This window comes from Klebsiella sp. 64, assembly GCF_018223915.1.
In the GTDB taxonomy this organism is placed as follows: Bacteria; Pseudomonadota; Gammaproteobacteria; order Enterobacterales; family Enterobacteriaceae; genus Klebsiella; species Klebsiella pneumoniae.
The window spans coordinates 53,214-70,705 of sequence record NZ_JAGRQZ010000004.1 but is presented as its reverse complement, the minus strand read 5'-3'; the positions used below and the strand labels follow the sequence as shown (position 1 = coordinate 70,705).

The following is a 17,492-nucleotide window of genomic DNA, read 5'->3' as shown; positions in this document are numbered from 1 at the left end:
AATCTCGGATAAACTGGCTAAAAGTTAGAACATTACTAACCAGAGGTTAGCAATATGGACAAATTACGAGGGATGGAGACGTTTATTGCCGTGGTGGAGTGCGGCAGCTTTACCGGGGCGGCGTCGCGCCTGGGGCTGTCGGCGGTGATGGTTGGGAAATATATCGCCCAGTTGGAAAGCCAGCTGGCGACGCGTCTGCTGGAGCGTAACACCCGACGCCAGAGCCTCACCGACGCCGGGCGAGTCTATTTTGACGAAGCGAAACGGGTGATGGAGCAGGTCTCCATCGCTGAAAGCGCGGTCGAGCGGCTGCGGCTGGCGCCGGCCGGCACCCTGCGGGTGAGCGCTCCCACCTCGTTCGGCGCCAGCGTGATCGCGCCCCTGACCGCCACCTTCCTGCAGGTCTGGCCTGCGGTCCGGGTGGAACTGGATCTGACTAACCGGATGGTCGATCTGGTGGATGAGGGGTTCGATCTGGCGATCCGTATCGGCGAGATCCATCAGGAGGATCTGGTGGCTCGCTACCTGGCGCCGTATCGGATGGTGATCTGCGCCGCGCCGGCTTATCTGGCGCGTTACGGGACCCCCGGGACGCCAGAGGATCTCGCCGATCATCTCTGCCTGTCCCATACGGTCTGGACCGCCCGCAACGAGTGGCGGCTGCCGGGCGTAGAGGGAGAAGTGCGCTGGAAACGCGATGCGGTTTTGCGCTGCAACGATGGCTACGCGCTGCGCCAGGCGGCGATCGCCGGGGCCGGGCTGCTGATGCAGCCGGAGGTACTGCTGGCCGATGCGCTGGCCAGCGGCAGCCTGGTGCGCGTGCTGGAGGCGTGGACTCCGCAGCCGCGGCCTGTGCATCTGCTCTGGCGCCAGGATCGTCGGCCCCTGCCGAAGCTGACGCAGTTTATCGCCCACCTTCAGCAGGGAATGGCCGACGCGCTGACAACGACCCGCGCGTCGGAATAATCACTCCCTCCGCAGCGCCTGCTGCCAGTCGGCAATCAGATCGTTGGGATCTTCGATCCCCACCGACAGGCGGATCAGCTGCGGTGTGATACCGTTCGCCAGGCGTTTCTCCAGCGGGATCGAGGCATGGGTCATGCTGAAGGGCTGGCTCACCAGACTCTCCACGCCGCCCAGGCTCTCCGCAAGCGTAAACCAGCGCAGCTTGCTGATGATGCGCTCGGCGTAACCTTCATCGCCCTTCACCACCACCGAAATCATGCCGCCGGGCAGGGCCATTTGCTGGCGCGCCAGCTGATGATGCGGGTGCGAGGCCAGCCAGGGAAACCAGACTCGCTCCACTTCCGGCTGCTGTTCCAGCCATTCGGCGAGCTGCAGCGCGTTCGCGCTGTGGCGCTCCATCCGCAGCGCCAGGGTACGGATGCCGCGCAGCGTCAGGAAGCTGCTGAACGGGTCAAGCACGCCGCCTACCGCATTCTGCAGATAGCCAAGCTTTTCCGCGAGCTCGGAGTTATCGCCAACCACCGCCAGGCCGGCGACGACATCGGAATGGCCGTTGAGGTACTTGGTCGCGGAGTGCACCACAATATCAAACCCATGCTCCAGCGGGCGATGGATCGCCGGCGAAGCAAAGGTGTTATCGGCGACGCTGATCAGGTTATGGCGGCGCGCGATGGCGGCGATGGCGCTGAGATCCGCGAGCTTCAGCAGCGGGTTGGTGGGCGTTTCCACCCAGATCATGCGCGTATCGGGGCGGATCGCCGCTTCAATTCCCGCCAGGTCGTCGGGTTTCACCCAGCTCACCTGCAGACCCGCGCTACGGCGGCGAACGTTTTCCAGCAGGCGGTAAGTGCCGCCATACACATCATCGACCGCCACCAGGTGACTGTCCTTATCCAGCAGCTCCAGCACGGTGGAGATGGCGGCCAGCCCGGAGGCGAACGCGTAGCCGCGCGTGCCGTTTTCCAGGTCGGCGATCGCCGTCTCCAGCGCGTGGCGGGTGGGATTCCCGCTGCGGGAATATTCATAACCGGTATGCTGCCCCGGCGCTGGCTGAGCAAAAGTGGAGGTGGCATAAATCGGCGGCATCACTGCGCCGTGGCTGTCGGTGAAGGTTCCGCTATGTACACTCAGGGTGTGGATAGATGACATAAAAAATTCCTTATTGTGCGACTCGGTTACGCCAGGCGGTCAATACATCGCTGCGGGTGACCAGGCCAAGAAAACGCGCGTTGTCAGCGATCACCGCCACCAGACCGCGATCGAGAATGGCCTGCAGTTCGCTCTCGGGCGCATGCTTATCGAGGGTTTCAACATGGCGACTCATCGCTTCGCTAACCGGTAGGGAGAAGCGTTGGCGGTCGCCCTGTACGTGGCGGATCAAATCCCACTCATCGACGATGCCGACCACGCGGCCATCCTCCAGAACCGGCAGCTGGGAGATGTCATACAGCCGCATGCGGGTAAAGACCGTGGCCAGGGTGTCGTCCGGCGCGGCCGTGACGGTAGCGCCTTCGTCATGGCGCAGGGCGATAAAATCACTGAGATCGCCCTGTTCGGGGCGGGCGATCAGTCCTTGCTGGCGCATCCAGTCGTCGTTGAACATTTTGGACAGGTATTTATTGCCGCTGTCGCAGGCGAAGGTTACTACCCGTTTCGGACGGCTTTGTGCCCGGCAGTAGCGCAGCGCGGCGCTGAGCAGGGTGCCGGTGGAAGAGCCGGCCAGCACGCCCTCAACCTGCAGCAGCTGGCGCGCGGTGTGGAACGCTTCGCAGTCGCTGACGCGATACGCGGTATGTACCCCCTCCAGCCTGGCCAGCGGCGGGATAAAATCTTCGCCGATCCCTTCGACCAGCCAGGATCCCGTTTCGCCGTAGCGTCCGGTATCGACCTGATCGGCAAGGATCGAACCCGCCGGATCGGCGAGAATAAATTCCGTTTTCGGCGAGTGCTCAGCAAACCAGGCCTGAAGCCCACCCAGCGTGCCGCCGGAGCCGACGCCGACGACGATGGCGTCGATGTCGCCCTCCAGCTGCTGATAAAGCTCCGGCGCAGTGGAGGTGGCATGGGCCAGCGGATTGGCGTCGTTATTAAACTGGTCGATATAAAAGGCGCCCGGCGTTTCATCGGCAAGGCGGCGGGCATAATCCTGGTAGTAGGCCGGGTGGCCTTTATTGACGTCGGAGCGGGTGAGCAGCACCGTCGCGCCCAGCGCCCGCAGGTGAAAGATTTTCTCGCGGCTCATTTTGTCCGGCACCACCAGGATCAGGCGGTAATTTTTCTGCGCCGCAATCAGCGCCAGACCGAGGCCGGTATTGCCGGCGGTGGCTTCGATAATCGTTCCCCCGGGCGCCAGTTTTCCCTGGCGCTCGGCTTCATTAATCATCGACAGCGCAACCCGATCTTTAATTGACCCGCCGGGGTTCTGATTTTCCAGTTTTAAAAACAGACTGCAGGGCCCGGTATCCAGTTTGTGCAACTGGAGCAGGGGAGTATGACCGATCAGGTCGCTCACGGAATGAAACAGTGACATAACCATTTACCCACTCGTTTAAGATATTTTTGCATGCTAGAGCTGTGAAAACGGTTATTTAAAGAATATTTCTCTGTCATTTAGCGCAAAATGGAATATAAGATGCTATTTGGCCATCTGGAGGGAAAGCAGGGCAGCCACCTGGGCGGATCGATTTCCAGAAAAGGGCGTTTCTAGCCGCTTTTAGCGGGAAAATGGCGATTTTAATCAGTGTGTTATCTGATATCTGAAAATGTATTTGCGAAAAGATTCTATGGAGAATAGGCCTGCGCTTGTCGTTAACTAGCAGCGGGCTGGCCAGGAGAAAAACGCAGCAGGGAAATCACGGGTTAACGCAGTTCGATGGAGAGTCCGGATGCAGAAAAGCAAAAACCCGCCTTGTGGGCGGGTTCTTTAAATAGTGGTGCCCGGACTCGGGAACATTCAGTACTCTATTAACTTGAAATTTATCATAAATCTGTTTTTGGTTGATTATCAAAACTCAGAGTTAGACCCATAATTTTACTTTCAAATCAAAATACTAGATTTGAATATTTAAAGGCATGTTCGGTTCGATACTCCGATTCGATTCCTTATAAATTTATCGTAATGACATCTGCGTTACGCGTGTTGTATACTTAATATCCACAGAAACACAAGAGGACAACACGATGCCAGCCGCAAACAGCATGTCCATAAAACGCGAAACGTTAAATCTGCGCATTAAACCTGCCGAACGCGATCTTATTGATCGGGCGGCGAAAGCCAGAGGGAAAAACCGCACAGACTTTGTGCTGGAGGCCGCCCGCGCTGCCGCTGAGGAAGCGCTGATTGAGCAACGCATCATTATGGCCGATCCGCAGGCTTATCAGGAATTTCTCGCTCGTCTGGATCAGGCTCCTGCACCTAATGCCGCACTGCGTAAAACTATGCAGACCCCTGCGCCGTGGGAACAGGAAGAATGATCTTGGCACCAGAACCGCTTCATGCCGGGCATATTCTTACCCCGTTTTGCTGCGGTATAGATTCCATGGATCACTGGCTGAAACAGCGGGCGATGAAAAATCAGGTTACTGGCGCATCCCGCACCTTTGTCTGCTGCGACGACGCGAAGGTGATGGCTTACTACTCACTGGCTTCCAGCGCTGTGACGACAAATACTGCGCCGGGTCGTTTTCGCCGCAATATGCCTGACCCGATCCCGGTTGTGGTACTGGGTCGTCTGGCGGTGGATAAATCACTACATGGGAAAGGTGTCGGGCGGGCCCTGGTACGTGATGCCGGGCTGCGTGTGATTCAGGTGGCGGAGACTATCGGCATTCGCGGGATGCTGGTTCACGCCCTGTCGGATGAAGCACGGGATTTTTACCTGCGGGTGGGGTTTGAGCCGTCGCCGATGGATCCGATGATGTTGATGGTGACGTTGAGGGATTTAGTTAATGCCTGATGGGTATTATTTATAATTACAAGAGAATCTGAAGTGTTTGTTAAACCCGTAGCGATTCAGTCCCACATGTATCGTTGGTCAGATTATCAACCTGGGACCACGGTCCCATCTGCTCATTTTAGTACTATTTAGTCTGTGACTATGGTCCCAACTGACGGTCAGAAGGCTTCCAACTGTATGTCAAATTTATGCATAACAGTCTGAACCAAGTAATGCAGATTTGTCGTACCGTGACTGGCTATCAAGCTCTTTGAACGCGAATAGACGTGGATGCAGATCTAAGTAATAAGCTCCCCGCTGTAGCTGGGAAAATCCGACAAAGGATGTTCTATATGGACTCACAGGATGTATGGTATATCGTCCGATGTTACGGCGTCGTCAAGCGGTCCTTTACCGCTCCAGGTCACCAATTAGCATATGGAAGCTTAAAGGTCGCCGATGGCGAACTAGATAAGGTTGCCTGCAAAATTCACCGCACAGGTGAAAACAGCCCAGTTAGTCACGACAAGCCATAAAATTAAAATGAATTGACGACGCCGTGCAAATCACATTTTATCGCCGCTATGAACGCTGTGTTCCGGAAACGGCAAAACGGGGAGGGGATGAATAAACCTGCATGTTCTAAGTAATAATTTGTTGCTATGTTGAACGCGAAGGATGATAATTGCTAACAGGAAGCTAATTTTACTAAAGGGAAATTTAGATGCCTTCAATTCTCGCAAGGTTGTCAGTTTGTATTATTCTGTCATTGTTTATGGTTTCTTGTTCGGGAAGTTTTGATAAAACTATTGATTATCAAGACGCTAAACAGATGCCCGGCTATGGGTATATAGTCATGGATTTCAGACTGGCAAATGAAATGGCGTATGGCAATGGCTATATTCCAGGAAAAACAAACTATACAATTTCTTATAAAAATAAAGGTGATATTTTTTTTGTTGATATTCAGCATGCTGATTTTCGTAATAGAATATTAAAGGCATACATACCATATATGAAAGGCTATACCTTAATAGGTATAGGGAGAAGTTATTGGTATCCTTTTTTAGATGTGATAAATGTGACAATGAGCCACAGTTAAAATTTTTATATATAAACATTGTAAAATCTGTGGATGAAGCATGGTGTAGTGAAACAACTTATAAAAATTTACGATCATTTAATGCAATGGACGGTTGCTCCCAAATGGTAGGTGTAGAAGAATCTAGAAAAGTTACAGGAGATGTTCTTATCACCCCAGAATTAAAATCTGATTTCCAGGGGATGTTCACCCCTTATCTGAAGCCAGGACGTTAATCACGAGGCTCTTAAGTTGATCTCCTCCCAGAAAAGAGTGACAGGATAAACTGAAGTCTACGGTTTTTCTTCCATCTCACAGAGAGGCATATCGCCATGAAAAAGACCCGTTATACCGAAGAACAGATTGCATTTGCACTGAAGCAGGCCGAAACCGGCATCTGTGTCGGGGAAGTCTGCCGAAAGATGGGCATTTCTGAAGCCATTTTTATAATTAGAAGAGAAATTCGCTGCTCTGGGAGTAACTGAACTTGAATTGCGTCGTCTGCGGCAACTGGAGGATGAAAATCAGCGGCTGAAAAAGCTTGTGGCTATAAGACCTACCGGGGCGGAGTCAGCTCACCCTCAGTTGTACCCTCGCAATGGACATGATGCGGGTTGAAGTTGATTGAGTTGGGTGGAGTTAAGGGATTGAAGAGATGTTGATTTCTGCGGGCTTGGAATGCAAAAACGGACCTCCGTGGAGGTCCGTTGCTATGAATTTGGTGCCCGGATTCGGACTAACGCCGCAGGCGTTGAACAGCGCGCGTGTCGCGCTGGCCCCGAAGGGGTGAGCCGCTGTGCGGCGAATAATCGAACGCAGTTCGATGGAGAGTCCGGCTACAGAAAAGCAAAAACCCGCCTTTTGGGCGGGTTCTTTAAATAGTGGTGCCCGGACTCGGAATCGTAGTTTGTGTTAACAGTATGAAATAAATGTAGAATAATCATAATCACCTTAAGTATACCAACTAATGTACCATCAGTTTATAAGTGTGATTGCAAATAAAGTCAATTATATTCAATTGGTTATGACAACATGCCCTGCCAAATCTTACTGAACAATCTTCAAGTCTGGACTGATTGTTCCGATGCTTTTCCCTGCTCTATTCAATAGATTACCGTCATCAAATCCGATATGTTTACTCATAACATATCAAAGCGATAAGTAAAGCCAGAAGGATAGATGCCACATGACCAAAGCGGAGATCGCCAGCGCTGTTAATGAGTGGTTCAACATTGAAAATTACAGCGTCCTGCAAAATTTGACAGTGGAGCAGCTTTTCCAAGAGATAGAGAACAGGATTGTCGCTTACCGCATGGGGCAAAACAGTGGGGAGTTGCCTCCTGAAAGCCGTCGCAGGCATCAGAACTATTACGAAGAACTGATTGAAGGTAAGGTCGTGTTTGGTGATGTTTTCGGGGGGCCAGAAAAAAGACTGTCTTCCAGCTATGCCATCAAGCCTGTCACACATCAGGAGCTATGGGAGGTGGCGGGTTATGTGGCTGCTTTCGATAAATACGTTAACCCGGAAGGAAAACCCCTACCTCATATGGAAGTCTCGCATTATCTGAAGGAAGCCGGGGTAAACAACGAAGGGTTGATGCTTGTTCAAATTAATCTGGCAGAAACATCACCCGAAGAAATCATCAATCACCTGAAAGTCATGGTTCCTGAGTGGAAACAGCAGCTACAGGCTCCTGAGCCTCCAGCCAGAGATTTTCGCTTTGGGGTCAGCAACCTTAAAAAAATACTCGATTACAATATTATCCCCATCATGGACCTGCTGTACTGGGCGCAGGATGAAGAGGTCAGGATTGGTATGCCACAACTGACCAGCTTTTTATACCCTGATGAGTTTAAAGACGGTATCCGTGATGTTGATAAGGTGAAGTCAACAGATCATCCTCTGGCAGTTAAGTATCTGACAAACCTTGCTCACTATCGCTCTTTTGTCGATTTTACATATAGATACGACGACAGAAGACACTGGAAGGTTCAGGATCTCATCACTGACGAACTCGGTGAGGACTGACATTCCCGGAGGCGGTGTGTTGCGCAATGCGGATATCGCCTACATTCACTCAACCTGAACATACCCTATTTTTATCCTCCCAAAAATCTGCGTAAAAAACTTCTTCTCGAACGTCCCTCTTAAATCACAAGAAAAACCCATACAATTATCTCATCGAACAACAAAGGAGATAAATATGGTTCAAATCAAAACAGATAAACATCCCAAGCTTATTCGTTTACCTGAAGTAATGAGCAGAACTGGATTCGGGAAAACATGGATATATGAGCTTATTAAAGCGGGTTGCTTTCCCGCACAGATAAAAACAGGTGTGAGAGCAATCGCCTTTATTGAAAGTGAGGTGGATGCGTGGATTGAACGAGCTATTCAGGCATCACGAAAACAAGCAGTTTAACAAATATTATCCATATAATGATCTAAGGAGGTTTTATGTAAACATAAGAAAATAAAACTGTTGTAAATAATATCCCTTACCAAAATCATACAGATTTCTGTAGGGGGACGTTCAATTAAAAATAAAGAAGGAAATAAAAATGAGTAAAGCAATAACAGAAGTCCACGAAATCAAAGTTTACAATGAATCTACCAGATTATTCCTTGTAAAGTCATTTTATTGCTATGAGCTTTATATCAGTAATATGCAGGAATACATGGGCGATAGATTTGTTAAAATGGTTGAAGACAGAATATATATGGATGAGGTTTTTGACAAGGTAATAGAAAACAGTAAGGAAGGATTTAATAAGTTTCTTAAGGAGTGTAAAAGCTCAGGCTCTCTCAGAGATGTTTTATTTGATGAGGTCAAAGTGAATCTGAGACATATGCACAACGTTATTTTTAACTCAAACTAATGGTCATGTGATCAGTATATGGCCCCGCAAGGGGCTAATAATCAACTTAATAAAGGAACATTTAAATGAATGATAATATTGCAATATCAGTAAGTCTGCTATGTGAGCAAACACCTGAAATACTCTGCACCATCCAAGCAAGCGTCAGTACGTTCATTGCGCTATGCGGGTATTCAGCCGAGGAAGTAATGGATGATGAAAACCTGACAGATGCGTTGAACAGTTATGTTAATAACGAACTGGTCAGTGAAATGGATTTAAGATACGGATCAGTGATCATTAATCTGGTTTATAAAAAGTAGTTATCTGTTTATCCCTATTCCGGGGCTAAATAAAATAAGTCAAACAAATATGTAAAAATGAGGATTAATTATGTCTAAAGAAACTGTAGTAACAAATAAGTCTACACAGCTGTTCCTTGATCTTGCTATAAGATCGTTAGAGGCAAGCTGGAAACTTTTTCAGGAGATAAATGGAGATGGAGACGCTAATGATTATCTTGATGATCCTGACTTTATGAGTCCATTCATAATGCACGTTATTGACCATATTCAGAATAACTTTGAGAAGTTTACGACCCAAGAAGGAGATTACGGTGATATTAAGGAAGTTAACTTTGAGCAGATTGCTGCTCTGTTAGTGTGGCATTCAGAACGATTCAGAAAATAAGTTTTAATGTTGCCCCGCAAGGGGCTAACTAAAAAACAGTAAATAAAAACAGGAGCCAAAAATGGTTGATGAATTTCTTGTAATGTATATGTACAAAAAAATCCAAGCCGAAGCTCAGGCAACAGATATGAAAACACTGGAACGTTTATTGAAGAAGTTCCGCAAAGTTGTTGCGGAGCGTCGGGAAGAATACTATCAGGAGATTGGTGAGAAGAAGGCTCAAAAGCTAAGGGCAGAAAGATTACAACGGTTGCTTAAGAAAATGGAGCGTGATCGTGTATCACCACATGAGTTATAAAATAAAACCACCATATTGGTAATATACTGCCAGTATGGTAGTTTTATTTTAGATAGAAAATTTTCGGCGCTTTGTTGCTGATGCATTAAAATCAGAAGATATATCTGAAAGTTGCTCAAGACTCTGTTCAACAGAACGCTGGAACTCAATAGCAGCTTCTGTGCGCTGTTTTATGACCAGAGCGACGAGTTCATCAGGGCTTTTCTCAAGTAATGACTTTCGGTAGATAATGGACTCTTGTACTTTTTCAAGCTTTCTTGATGCAAGGGCTGATGCGTGACTTACAGGGTTGAGTTCTTCAATAAATTTTTCGAGTAGTGACTTTTTCTTCCTGTCTAATCTCAGAAGTTCGGTATGTGCCGATTTAAATTTCTTGGCTTCACTCAACGGTGAACCATCGGTTCTTATCCTGCGATATTCATCTCTGTATTCAGTCATCGTTGGATATTTTTTTAATGCTTTAATGGTGTTCATGTACTGAATTAAATCATCATTGTCTAATTTTACTTTCCTCATATATACCTCGAAAAAATAGTGGATATATTTATATTACGAGATATAGTGTAAGTGTCAAATAAAACCGAGAAATAAGAATGATAATATTCAGCTGAAAACTATATTCTTTCTTCTTGATCAATATCTTCAGGATAATCAACAAAAATGTCATCTTCTGAAACAGAGTCCCAGTCAATATCTTCGTCGGGAGTAGAAAGTAAAGGTTTATCATCTTCTTTATCGATTGTTTTCTCTACGTTATTTGTAAGTACCGTATCTTTATAAACGGTGACGAATACGTCTTCTATGCCTTCACTGGTCGTTCTCAGCGACTTCTTAACATATTCTTTCCTTGTGGCATTTAATGTTCTGTACTGGCCTTTCAGAAAGAGATTCGCGTTTATCATGGTATGCTTCCCTTCTTTGACCAGAATGCCTTTATTTATTAGCTTATTCCAGCATTTACATACGTTAGATTTGCTCATATTAAGCTCTTCTGCGAGTGCCGACTGAGATATACTGGCAATGAGGTTTCCATGCTGCATGAGTTTACATAAGCGGATCATTATTGTGTATTCTGCACCAGACATATTTTTCCCGATCTTTTCCAGATTATCAAGAAAAGCATGAACATAGGCTATTCCCGGTCGAATATCAGAGCTTCGCTCTTTTTTTACATTTACGGTTATTTTATCTTTTTTGTTTCTGTTATAAAAACTGTAAATCTCCAGTTTCTGTTTGTCTGTAAAATGATTTCTGTTGATATATTCTTCCACTTCTTCACTGCTGGAGGTCATTATTGTATTGTAATCAATGCTCATCGGTTATCCTTTTATTGTTATTATGTTTATTCTATATAATGCAGGATATACTTTTGTCAAAAATAAATGTGAAAAAAGGAAAAATAATACACTTTTGCGAAATAGTGTTCACTTCTTTCCGGGTGTTTTAACTATAAAAAAGTTTCCACAGAAGAAATTTTGGTTTCCGTACAGGAAACTTCGGTTTCCACAGAAGAAACTTAAATTTCCGTACAGGAAACTTTTTCCGTGAAATCTCTTTTAAATATAATAGGTTACACATCCTTAATACTATAATATGTTTAATAACCTTAACGGGGAGTGTGCCGGTTAAATGGCACCGTCTATTTTTCTACTTTGTTTTTACTTGATTTTATGGACAGCAAGTGATTGTTTTATACAATCACGAAGCGCTGCTGATTTTTAGTAAATATACAATTGTTTTTCCTCTACGTTATAGCGGTTACGCCTCAATTCTTTATGGATAAATCCATCATTAACAGGGATGAACCCTGTTTCAGCAGTGTGATTGTCTTGAGCAATCACTAAGTGCTGCTTCTATGAATATAGTTTTCCTATGCGTTTAAGAGCAAATACTATATCTTTTAGTGCTAATGCTGTTATGAAATATAGGATCGAAAATATTTAATCATGAATAAAAGAATAGATGTTGATCCTTTTGGCTTTACCCTAAAACATAGCAAGGACCATTGTTAAATCGTTAAATATATTTTACAGAGTTAGGGCGTAGCCGTGCGTCAGCACATGAGCTTTAGCTCATAAGAGATATATATTTTCAAAAGAATAAGAAAAAACAGGTAAAACGTTTATTAAATGAGTTAAATTTGATTTTTGCCGATTCGATATGGTATTAAATAATAAAAAAGAAGGAAAATAATGAATGAACAACATTAAGATTATTACGCTCTTTCATACAAATAAAAAAATACCATTTATGACTTGTATTGTTAAAGAAGTTGAAGAAAATGAACAAGGAATAAAACTCACTTTGGAAAGTGGTGATAATATCCATGTCAAAGATTATGGCTATTTCTTCTTATCAGAATCAGCAAATCAGTTTGATCAGGAACGAATGATTAATACATACAGAAGATTGATTTCTGAACTCAGCCAAGTTAGCGAAGAAACAATAGAGTCCTTAGTTCCGAAGATATCGAATAATATGAAAACCAACTTCCCGGCAAGTGGTGTGAGTGCTTTGGAAGATGATTGAAAAGTCTGAATGGTAGCTACCATTCCATATGAAACAGTATATTAAAACATGCGTTGCATACAGGTTTTTACAACACCATATCTGAAGATAGCTACATTACCTGAGATCTAACAATACCTGTCTGCGTAATGGTCGACAGGGTATTATCTGTTCCGACCTATACCTTTCTATCTCCATCCATGTGCAAACAGCTACTGACATGGCTCTTCGTGTACATTACACCTCTTATTGATCGATATAAAAGATCAATAAACTGCATTTGATAGATATTAACTATCAAATTAGCGTCAATTGATCGGTGTTTTAATTGTTTATATCGATCAATTATTGATATATGATAGTTTTGATCTATCAAATGATTTGAATTCGATCGATACAAACGATATGACGAACAGAAAAATAAATTGAATCCTATCAATTGATTAATGCTTTTTTACAGCCCAGAGAGACCAACCTATGGGTAGGGCTGTCTTTGACATAAAGTTTCCACACATTGGGGATAGATATGAAATTACGGATAGTGATGCCTCTACTGCTGTCTGCTGCCGCACTGACAGGATGCCAGCAGCTCAACGACGGCGTGAATACAATTAATGGAGCAATCAGCTCGTCTTTGTCTTCAGTAGGTAAAGCGCTGGGGGGAACAGCCACCACTCAAAGCCTTGGCCCGGTATCGTCTGTATCTGGCCTTGGTGCTGTCTGCAAAGACTATGAAGAAAACGCAATGGCAGCAGAGAAAAAATGGACGGGAAAACGGATCTCAATCGCAAATGCGACTGTTCTTGAAGTTACAAAGGGCAGAAGTGCCAGCGATATGATGACGGGAATGCCCATGTCAACCCCTAACTATTACCTGCTATTCAAAACAGCCGATACAAGCTATTGTGGTGGTATGGTCTGGCTGGATTACTACTCTGGTATTGATGATGCAGTTCTTACCTATAAGAAAGGCCAGAAAGTCAGCGTCACCGGAACTGTAAACAATTTCGAAGTCCGTGGATTCGCTACCGTCAACAACGCCGATATGCCAGTTCGTCTGGTTGTTCTGAGAAACGGTACGATTAACTATTAACTCTGGGATAATACGATGCGTAAATTTTTACTCGTGGTAGGTCTTACTGCTCTTTTATCGGGATGCGGTGAAAAAGGTGATTTTGAGAAAGCGATCAACGCGAAAATATCACAATCAAAGCTGTGCTACTCACTACAGGACAATGACATTGTGTTCAATAAAGGTTTCCCCATCCGGGTTAATCACGGCTATCGTTCTGCCGGATACAGTGCCAGTGATGAAATCTTAAAAGGTCTGGCTAATCAGGGACTGCTTGATGTTTCTCAACAAGCTAATGGTTTCAGTAGTGTCGATGTTCTGGAAGTAACAGACAAAGGCCAAGAGGTTGAGTTTTGGGACCGTGAGAAAGGTGCCTGTGTCGGTCATCGGGCAGTTGCTGAGGTTAAAAGCTGGACTGAACCGAGTGAGGGTAATGGCGTTAAAATGACGCAAGTGACCTATACGTGGAAACTGGATGGTGTGCCGGGCTGGGTTGATAAAAATGCTTTCTCCGGCTTGAAAGGGATGTCTGAACCAGAAGAAGCCAAAATTGTTCTGGTGAAAACCAATAACGGTTGGGAAGCACGGTAATTACAGGAAGAACTCTATGAATTCTATCTATTGGGTGATTTTCATGGGACTGCTGATAAACATACCATCACTGGTTCCTGTGTTGTTTCTCCGTAAGATTCAAAAGAACGTGAAGATATCTATTGCGATCAGACTGTTTCTACTTAACGCTTTCTTGGTGCTGTCCCTTGTGACGCTATCGCAGAATATCACGCAAGAATACGGGTTATTTCCGATATGGCTGCTGTCAACTGCAATGGTGCTGTTTGCGGTCACGCTAGTACCAACGATAAAATTTGTGCGTAAGTATTTAACTGTCGGGAAAAGCAGAGCTGTTATCCTCTCATCATTCCTGATTGTCTATGCTGTCAGGTTTCATGGTGTGTTTTCAGATGTGAATGGAGTTGGATATGCGCTTAACGGATATAACGCCACATGGACATTCTTCTTCTTGTTTTCCAGTCTGTTGGCTTATATCGGTTGCTCTGGGAGTAAAACATATTCTGGTTATTCTGCGTCGTCATCTGCACCACAATCAGATTATTTTAAGCCGAACAATGAATATAAAACACAATCTCAAATTGACTACGATATTGCGGTGAAGGGGCGGAGTGTTCTGTCTGATCCCAATCTGAGTATTGTTGAGCAGCAGCGTTATCGGGATGCTCTTGAGAAAAAAGAAAAAGAACATTGGTAACATATATTTATTTACTTAATAAAGCCGATTCCCATCGGCTTTGAAGTTTCTTATCTAAAGTTGGCCTTTTATTTTCTATATCCCGGTGGCCTCATACGTGGGGCTTTATCTTTTCTGGCATGTGGTATGAGATCCATGCGATGATCACTTTCCGGCTGTTCTTTCTCAGGACGGCTTGGGAAACGTCGAATCTCATCAGGTGTTGGTTTATAGTCATCTTGGTTAAACTTGGCTTTTTTCTCATATTCAGTGCGAGAGATATGACGGCCTAATACCTCGTCAAAGACGTAGTTTTCAGCAATACGTTTATCATGTTCCTCACTGATAAGATCATTTTGGGATTTGTTTGCTTTAGCCCATACAAACTTCTGCTTGATAAAATCTATGACAAGAGTTGTGAAGCGTTTAAAAATATTATCCTGACGTGGAGTAGTCTGTTTCCTCTTAACACGTTCAGGGGCGCTTCTGGATGCCCTATTTTGGTTTTGAGAGGAGGATGTTTTCAGGATAGTATTTATTCCAGAACCAGAAATACCTACTGATGGTTTCTTACCTGCAACGACCTTACTGACTTTTGTTTTATCACGGTAAGATTTAACGCCACGCATACGAGTATGAGGAGCTGGTGCAACCAAAACAGGTCTTTGATTCTCATCAGTAGAAGAACCGGAGCGTGTTTTAGGTAATACGATCTCTTCTGGTTCAGCAAGATGTGTAATCGTAAAGCTTCTGACATCAACGACGATTTCGAGGTCAAGTTCGCTGAAAGTCTTGTAGACTTCAACCGCTTCCTGCTTGGCAGCATCACGAACAGCCTGTTCTGCTGCTCTTTGCTCTTGTGCTGCTTTACTACGCCATTTGGCACTATGGATACGCTTCATTGGAGGACGGTTTGTTTCAGCGGCTTTAGCAAGCCATAGCGCTTTTTCTTCATTATCTAAAGCTACCGCCGCTTTTTCTAATGCCTCTTCATGCTGGGCCTGAAGAGAACGATGGTCAATACGTTCTGACGAGCCAGCGGCAGCGAGGTAGCTGTTAGCCATCGATGCCCATGATTCACGCCATAAAACAGACATTTTTCTGTCGTTCCAGCTTCTTTCTTTTTTACCAAAACCTTCAGGGCCTATGGTTTTTAATGTCAACATAACGTGAGCATGAGGATTATCGCTATCAAGATCGTGGAAAGCGATATCGGCAATCATGCCTTTATCAACGAAATTTTTCTGACAATACTCAAGGACAAGTCTTTTCTTGTCGTCATTGTTTAACTCGGCAGGAATAGCAACATCGAAATAACGGGATGTTTGACCATTGTTCTGGCGCTCAACTTTTTCCACTTCATTCCACAATGCTGTAGAATCTTTTACGATGTGTTCTGGTGCGTTAGCTGGAGCTAATATGAAGTGCCCATATAAATCAGTACGGCGACTGTAATCATACGTATCACCTGTTCTTTCATCTGTTATACGTGTACGAGCATGATAGGCAGCCTTCGCAACGGAAGACCTGCCTTCTGAACGTTTCACAATTTTAAAATCAAGATGAAAAATAGCCATACAATAAAAAGAACCTCAATATAATTTTAAATAACAAACCAAAATATAACTCTCCAATGCGACTATGCTGGTTTTAGTTTTTCGCAAGAAAAACTCTGGTGTTGACGTTGACCTTGTTTCCGAAGGAAACGGTGTTAGCCTGCGGCAGGCAACCGTCGGTAGACCCCACACACTGCGTAGCAGTGTATAGGTGGGCATTGCTTTATTTTTATATCTCCTAAAGGAGCTAAAAATAACGACAATGTAAAAAGTTTTCCTATGGTTAAATAATAACGCTAGTTTTAATGTCTGTGAAATTAACAGGGTGGGAATCGGATAAACGGTTGAGGTAGGGGGATAATATTGAATATTTGGCTTCAGAGAACGCCCGCAAGGGCAAAATTAGTTAAATTAGTCTCCCGCCGTAAGGCGGGAAAGCAGAATTTAAGATAAATAGTGAAAATTAAAAATACTTTTATGTGTTGCACAATTCACAGGTTAAGACCAGAAATCAGAGTCAAAAAGCAAGAGGTAAAATTGTTTTCATTGATACAATAAAATAAGTAACGCGGAGAGTATCAGGTAATTAATGTTAGTGACTACATTCGTATGTGTTGCATGTTTTTATTTTGAGCTTACTGATATCATATTTTTAAAAACAAAACACCATTTTTTCGGGATGAATCCAATCATTAACAGGGATGAACCCTGTTCCAGCAATGTGATTGTTTTGAACAATCATCTCGCGCTGCGTAATTTAATCTGGAATAAAAAGTATTCAACCTTCTGTCTATGGTTTGACCTTTTCCTTTTTTAATTGTATTTCATATTTTCAAAAACTAAAAGGAGAAGCAATTATGAGTGATAATGATAAAAACAGAAAGTCAAGAATAGAAAAAACAATAAAGCAAAAAATAGCCTCAGCGCAGATGCGTCTGAATCGTCTCAAGACCAAAGAGAAATCTTTATCCAAGAGCGCTGAGACACGCCTGAAGATCATCCTTGGTGCTGAAGTTGCTAAAGCTGTGGGCTGTAAAGTAGAAGACGTCGATAAGGAGTTTGTGTTAGGTATATTAATACATTTTCAAAATGTTGGTGCTGAGGATAAGGCAAGACTTAAATTAAAAGGGAGAATATTTCTTGAGTCTATAGTGGGAAGGAAGAAATAACTTTATGGTATTTATAGCACGTAAACAGGTTAACAAATTCAAATCACATTTCATGTATGATATCAAATTCATTATATGAATTAACATATTGAATTTTACGCCTTATGCTATA

General features: G+C 44.7%; 19 protein-coding genes and 2 pseudogenes. 16 read left to right on the top strand and 5 right to left on the bottom strand.

Translation table 11 applies throughout. The features are described from left to right. Window positions 1-54 precede the first annotated feature (54 nt). The gene (locus tag KHQ23_RS05280; protein ID WP_004188550.1) at window positions 55-966 is read left to right on the top strand and encodes a LysR family transcriptional regulator; all 912 of its coding nucleotides are present in this window, start codon (window positions 55-57) and stop codon (window positions 964-966) included. Here KHQ23_RS05280 and KHQ23_RS05275 read toward each other — a convergent pair whose 3' ends face one another. Next, window positions 967-2,115 (bottom strand): PLP-dependent aspartate aminotransferase family protein, encoded by a 1,149-nt coding sequence (locus KHQ23_RS05275; RefSeq protein ID WP_032417597.1) that lies wholly within the window; start codon window positions 2,113-2,115, stop codon window positions 967-969. A 10-nt stretch (window positions 2,116-2,125) separates the two neighbouring features. Continuing rightward, entirely contained in the window at window positions 2,126-3,502 is a 1,377-nt protein-coding gene (locus KHQ23_RS05270; RefSeq protein ID WP_073553579.1) for a cystathionine beta-synthase, read from the bottom strand. A gap of 644 nt (window positions 3,503-4,146) precedes the next feature. On the opposite strand from KHQ23_RS05270, the gene KHQ23_RS05265 reads away from it, so the two are divergent. The 10 genes and pseudogenes from KHQ23_RS05265 (at window position 4,147) to KHQ23_RS05220 (ending at window position 9,829) form a co-directional block, all read left to right on the top strand. Beyond that, window positions 4,147-4,440: a DUF1778 domain-containing protein gene (locus tag KHQ23_RS05265; RefSeq protein WP_004150912.1), complete on the top strand. Its 294-nt coding sequence runs from the start codon at window positions 4,147-4,149 to the stop codon at window positions 4,438-4,440. Next, a complete protein-coding gene (locus KHQ23_RS05260) occupies window positions 4,437-4,922 on the top strand; it encodes a GNAT family N-acetyltransferase (RefSeq protein ID WP_021314147.1) in 486 nt (161 codons plus the stop codon). The genes KHQ23_RS05265 and KHQ23_RS05260 overlap by 4 nt, the downstream gene beginning before the upstream one ends. 703 nt (window positions 4,923-5,625) lie before the next feature. Next, window positions 5,626-6,218: pseudogene (locus tag KHQ23_RS05255) on the top strand (hypothetical protein). A gap of 96 nt (window positions 6,219-6,314) precedes the next feature. Then, a pseudogene (locus KHQ23_RS05250) lies at window positions 6,315-6,531 on the top strand (transposase); the annotation flags it as partial. 637 nt (window positions 6,532-7,168) lie between these two features. Then, the gene (locus tag KHQ23_RS05245) at window positions 7,169-8,011 is read left to right on the top strand and encodes a DUF6387 family protein (protein WP_061351358.1); all 843 of its coding nucleotides are present in this window, start codon (window positions 7,169-7,171) and stop codon (window positions 8,009-8,011) included. Between the two features lie 175 nt (window positions 8,012-8,186). Next, window positions 8,187-8,405, top strand: coding sequence for an AlpA family transcriptional regulator (locus KHQ23_RS05240; protein WP_000249902.1), 219 nt, complete (start codon window positions 8,187-8,189; stop codon window positions 8,403-8,405). A gap of 139 nt (window positions 8,406-8,544) precedes the next feature. Then, complete coding sequence (locus tag KHQ23_RS05235) at window positions 8,545-8,862, top strand: hypothetical protein (protein WP_061351357.1); 318 nt, start codon at window positions 8,545-8,547, stop codon at window positions 8,860-8,862. A gap of 65 nt (window positions 8,863-8,927) precedes the next feature. Then, window positions 8,928-9,164 (top strand): hypothetical protein, encoded by a 237-nt coding sequence (locus KHQ23_RS05230; protein ID WP_000999357.1) that lies wholly within the window; start codon window positions 8,928-8,930, stop codon window positions 9,162-9,164. A gap of 70 nt (window positions 9,165-9,234) precedes the next feature. Further along, window positions 9,235-9,531: a hypothetical protein gene (locus KHQ23_RS05225; protein ID WP_061351356.1), complete on the top strand. Its 297-nt coding sequence runs from the start codon at window positions 9,235-9,237 to the stop codon at window positions 9,529-9,531. 61 nt (window positions 9,532-9,592) lie between these two features. After that, entirely contained in the window at window positions 9,593-9,829 is a 237-nt protein-coding gene (locus KHQ23_RS05220) for a hypothetical protein (RefSeq protein WP_061351355.1), read from the top strand. A 48-nt stretch (window positions 9,830-9,877) separates the two neighbouring features. On the opposite strand, the gene KHQ23_RS05215 is transcribed toward KHQ23_RS05220, so the two are convergent. Together KHQ23_RS05215 and KHQ23_RS05210 are read right to left on the bottom strand one after the other, a co-directional pair. Continuing rightward, entirely contained in the window at window positions 9,878-10,345 is a 468-nt protein-coding gene (locus KHQ23_RS05215; protein WP_001233361.1) for a DUF4756 family protein, read from the bottom strand. Window positions 10,346-10,443: 98 nt separating this feature from the next. Beyond that, entirely contained in the window at window positions 10,444-11,145 is a 702-nt protein-coding gene (locus tag KHQ23_RS05210; RefSeq protein ID WP_116484567.1) for a hypothetical protein, read from the bottom strand. Between the two features lie 880 nt (window positions 11,146-12,025). Here KHQ23_RS05210 and KHQ23_RS05205 point away from each other — a divergent pair. The 4 genes from KHQ23_RS05205 to KHQ23_RS05190 all read left to right on the top strand — a co-directional run bounded on the left by KHQ23_RS05205 (window position 12,026) and on the right by KHQ23_RS05190 (window position 14,676). Beyond that, window positions 12,026-12,358: a hypothetical protein gene (locus KHQ23_RS05205; protein WP_032278472.1), complete on the top strand. Its 333-nt coding sequence runs from the start codon at window positions 12,026-12,028 to the stop codon at window positions 12,356-12,358. A gap of 505 nt (window positions 12,359-12,863) precedes the next feature. Continuing rightward, window positions 12,864-13,430, top strand: a complete 567-nt coding sequence (locus KHQ23_RS05200) for a hypothetical protein (protein ID WP_116484565.1) — start codon at window positions 12,864-12,866, stop codon at window positions 13,428-13,430. A 15-nt stretch (window positions 13,431-13,445) separates the two neighbouring features. Further along, window positions 13,446-14,000, top strand: coding sequence for a DNA-directed RNA polymerase subunit beta (locus tag KHQ23_RS05195; RefSeq protein WP_116484564.1), 555 nt, complete (start codon window positions 13,446-13,448; stop codon window positions 13,998-14,000). A 16-nt stretch (window positions 14,001-14,016) separates the two neighbouring features. After that, window positions 14,017-14,676, top strand: a complete 660-nt coding sequence (locus KHQ23_RS05190; protein WP_116484563.1) for a hypothetical protein — start codon at window positions 14,017-14,019, stop codon at window positions 14,674-14,676. A gap of 68 nt (window positions 14,677-14,744) precedes the next feature. Here the strand turns inward: KHQ23_RS05190 and mobQ are convergent, their stop codons facing one another. Next, on the bottom strand, window positions 14,745-16,232 hold the full coding sequence (gene mobQ, locus KHQ23_RS05185) for a MobQ family relaxase (protein ID WP_211776952.1): 1,488 nt from the start codon (window positions 16,230-16,232) through the stop codon (window positions 14,745-14,747). Between the two features lie 836 nt (window positions 16,233-17,068). On the opposite strand from mobQ, the gene KHQ23_RS05180 reads away from it, so the two are divergent. Continuing rightward, window positions 17,069-17,380, top strand: a complete 312-nt coding sequence (locus KHQ23_RS05180; RefSeq protein ID WP_061351351.1) for a conjugal transfer protein TraD — start codon at window positions 17,069-17,071, stop codon at window positions 17,378-17,380. Window positions 17,381-17,492 lie beyond the last annotated feature (112 nt).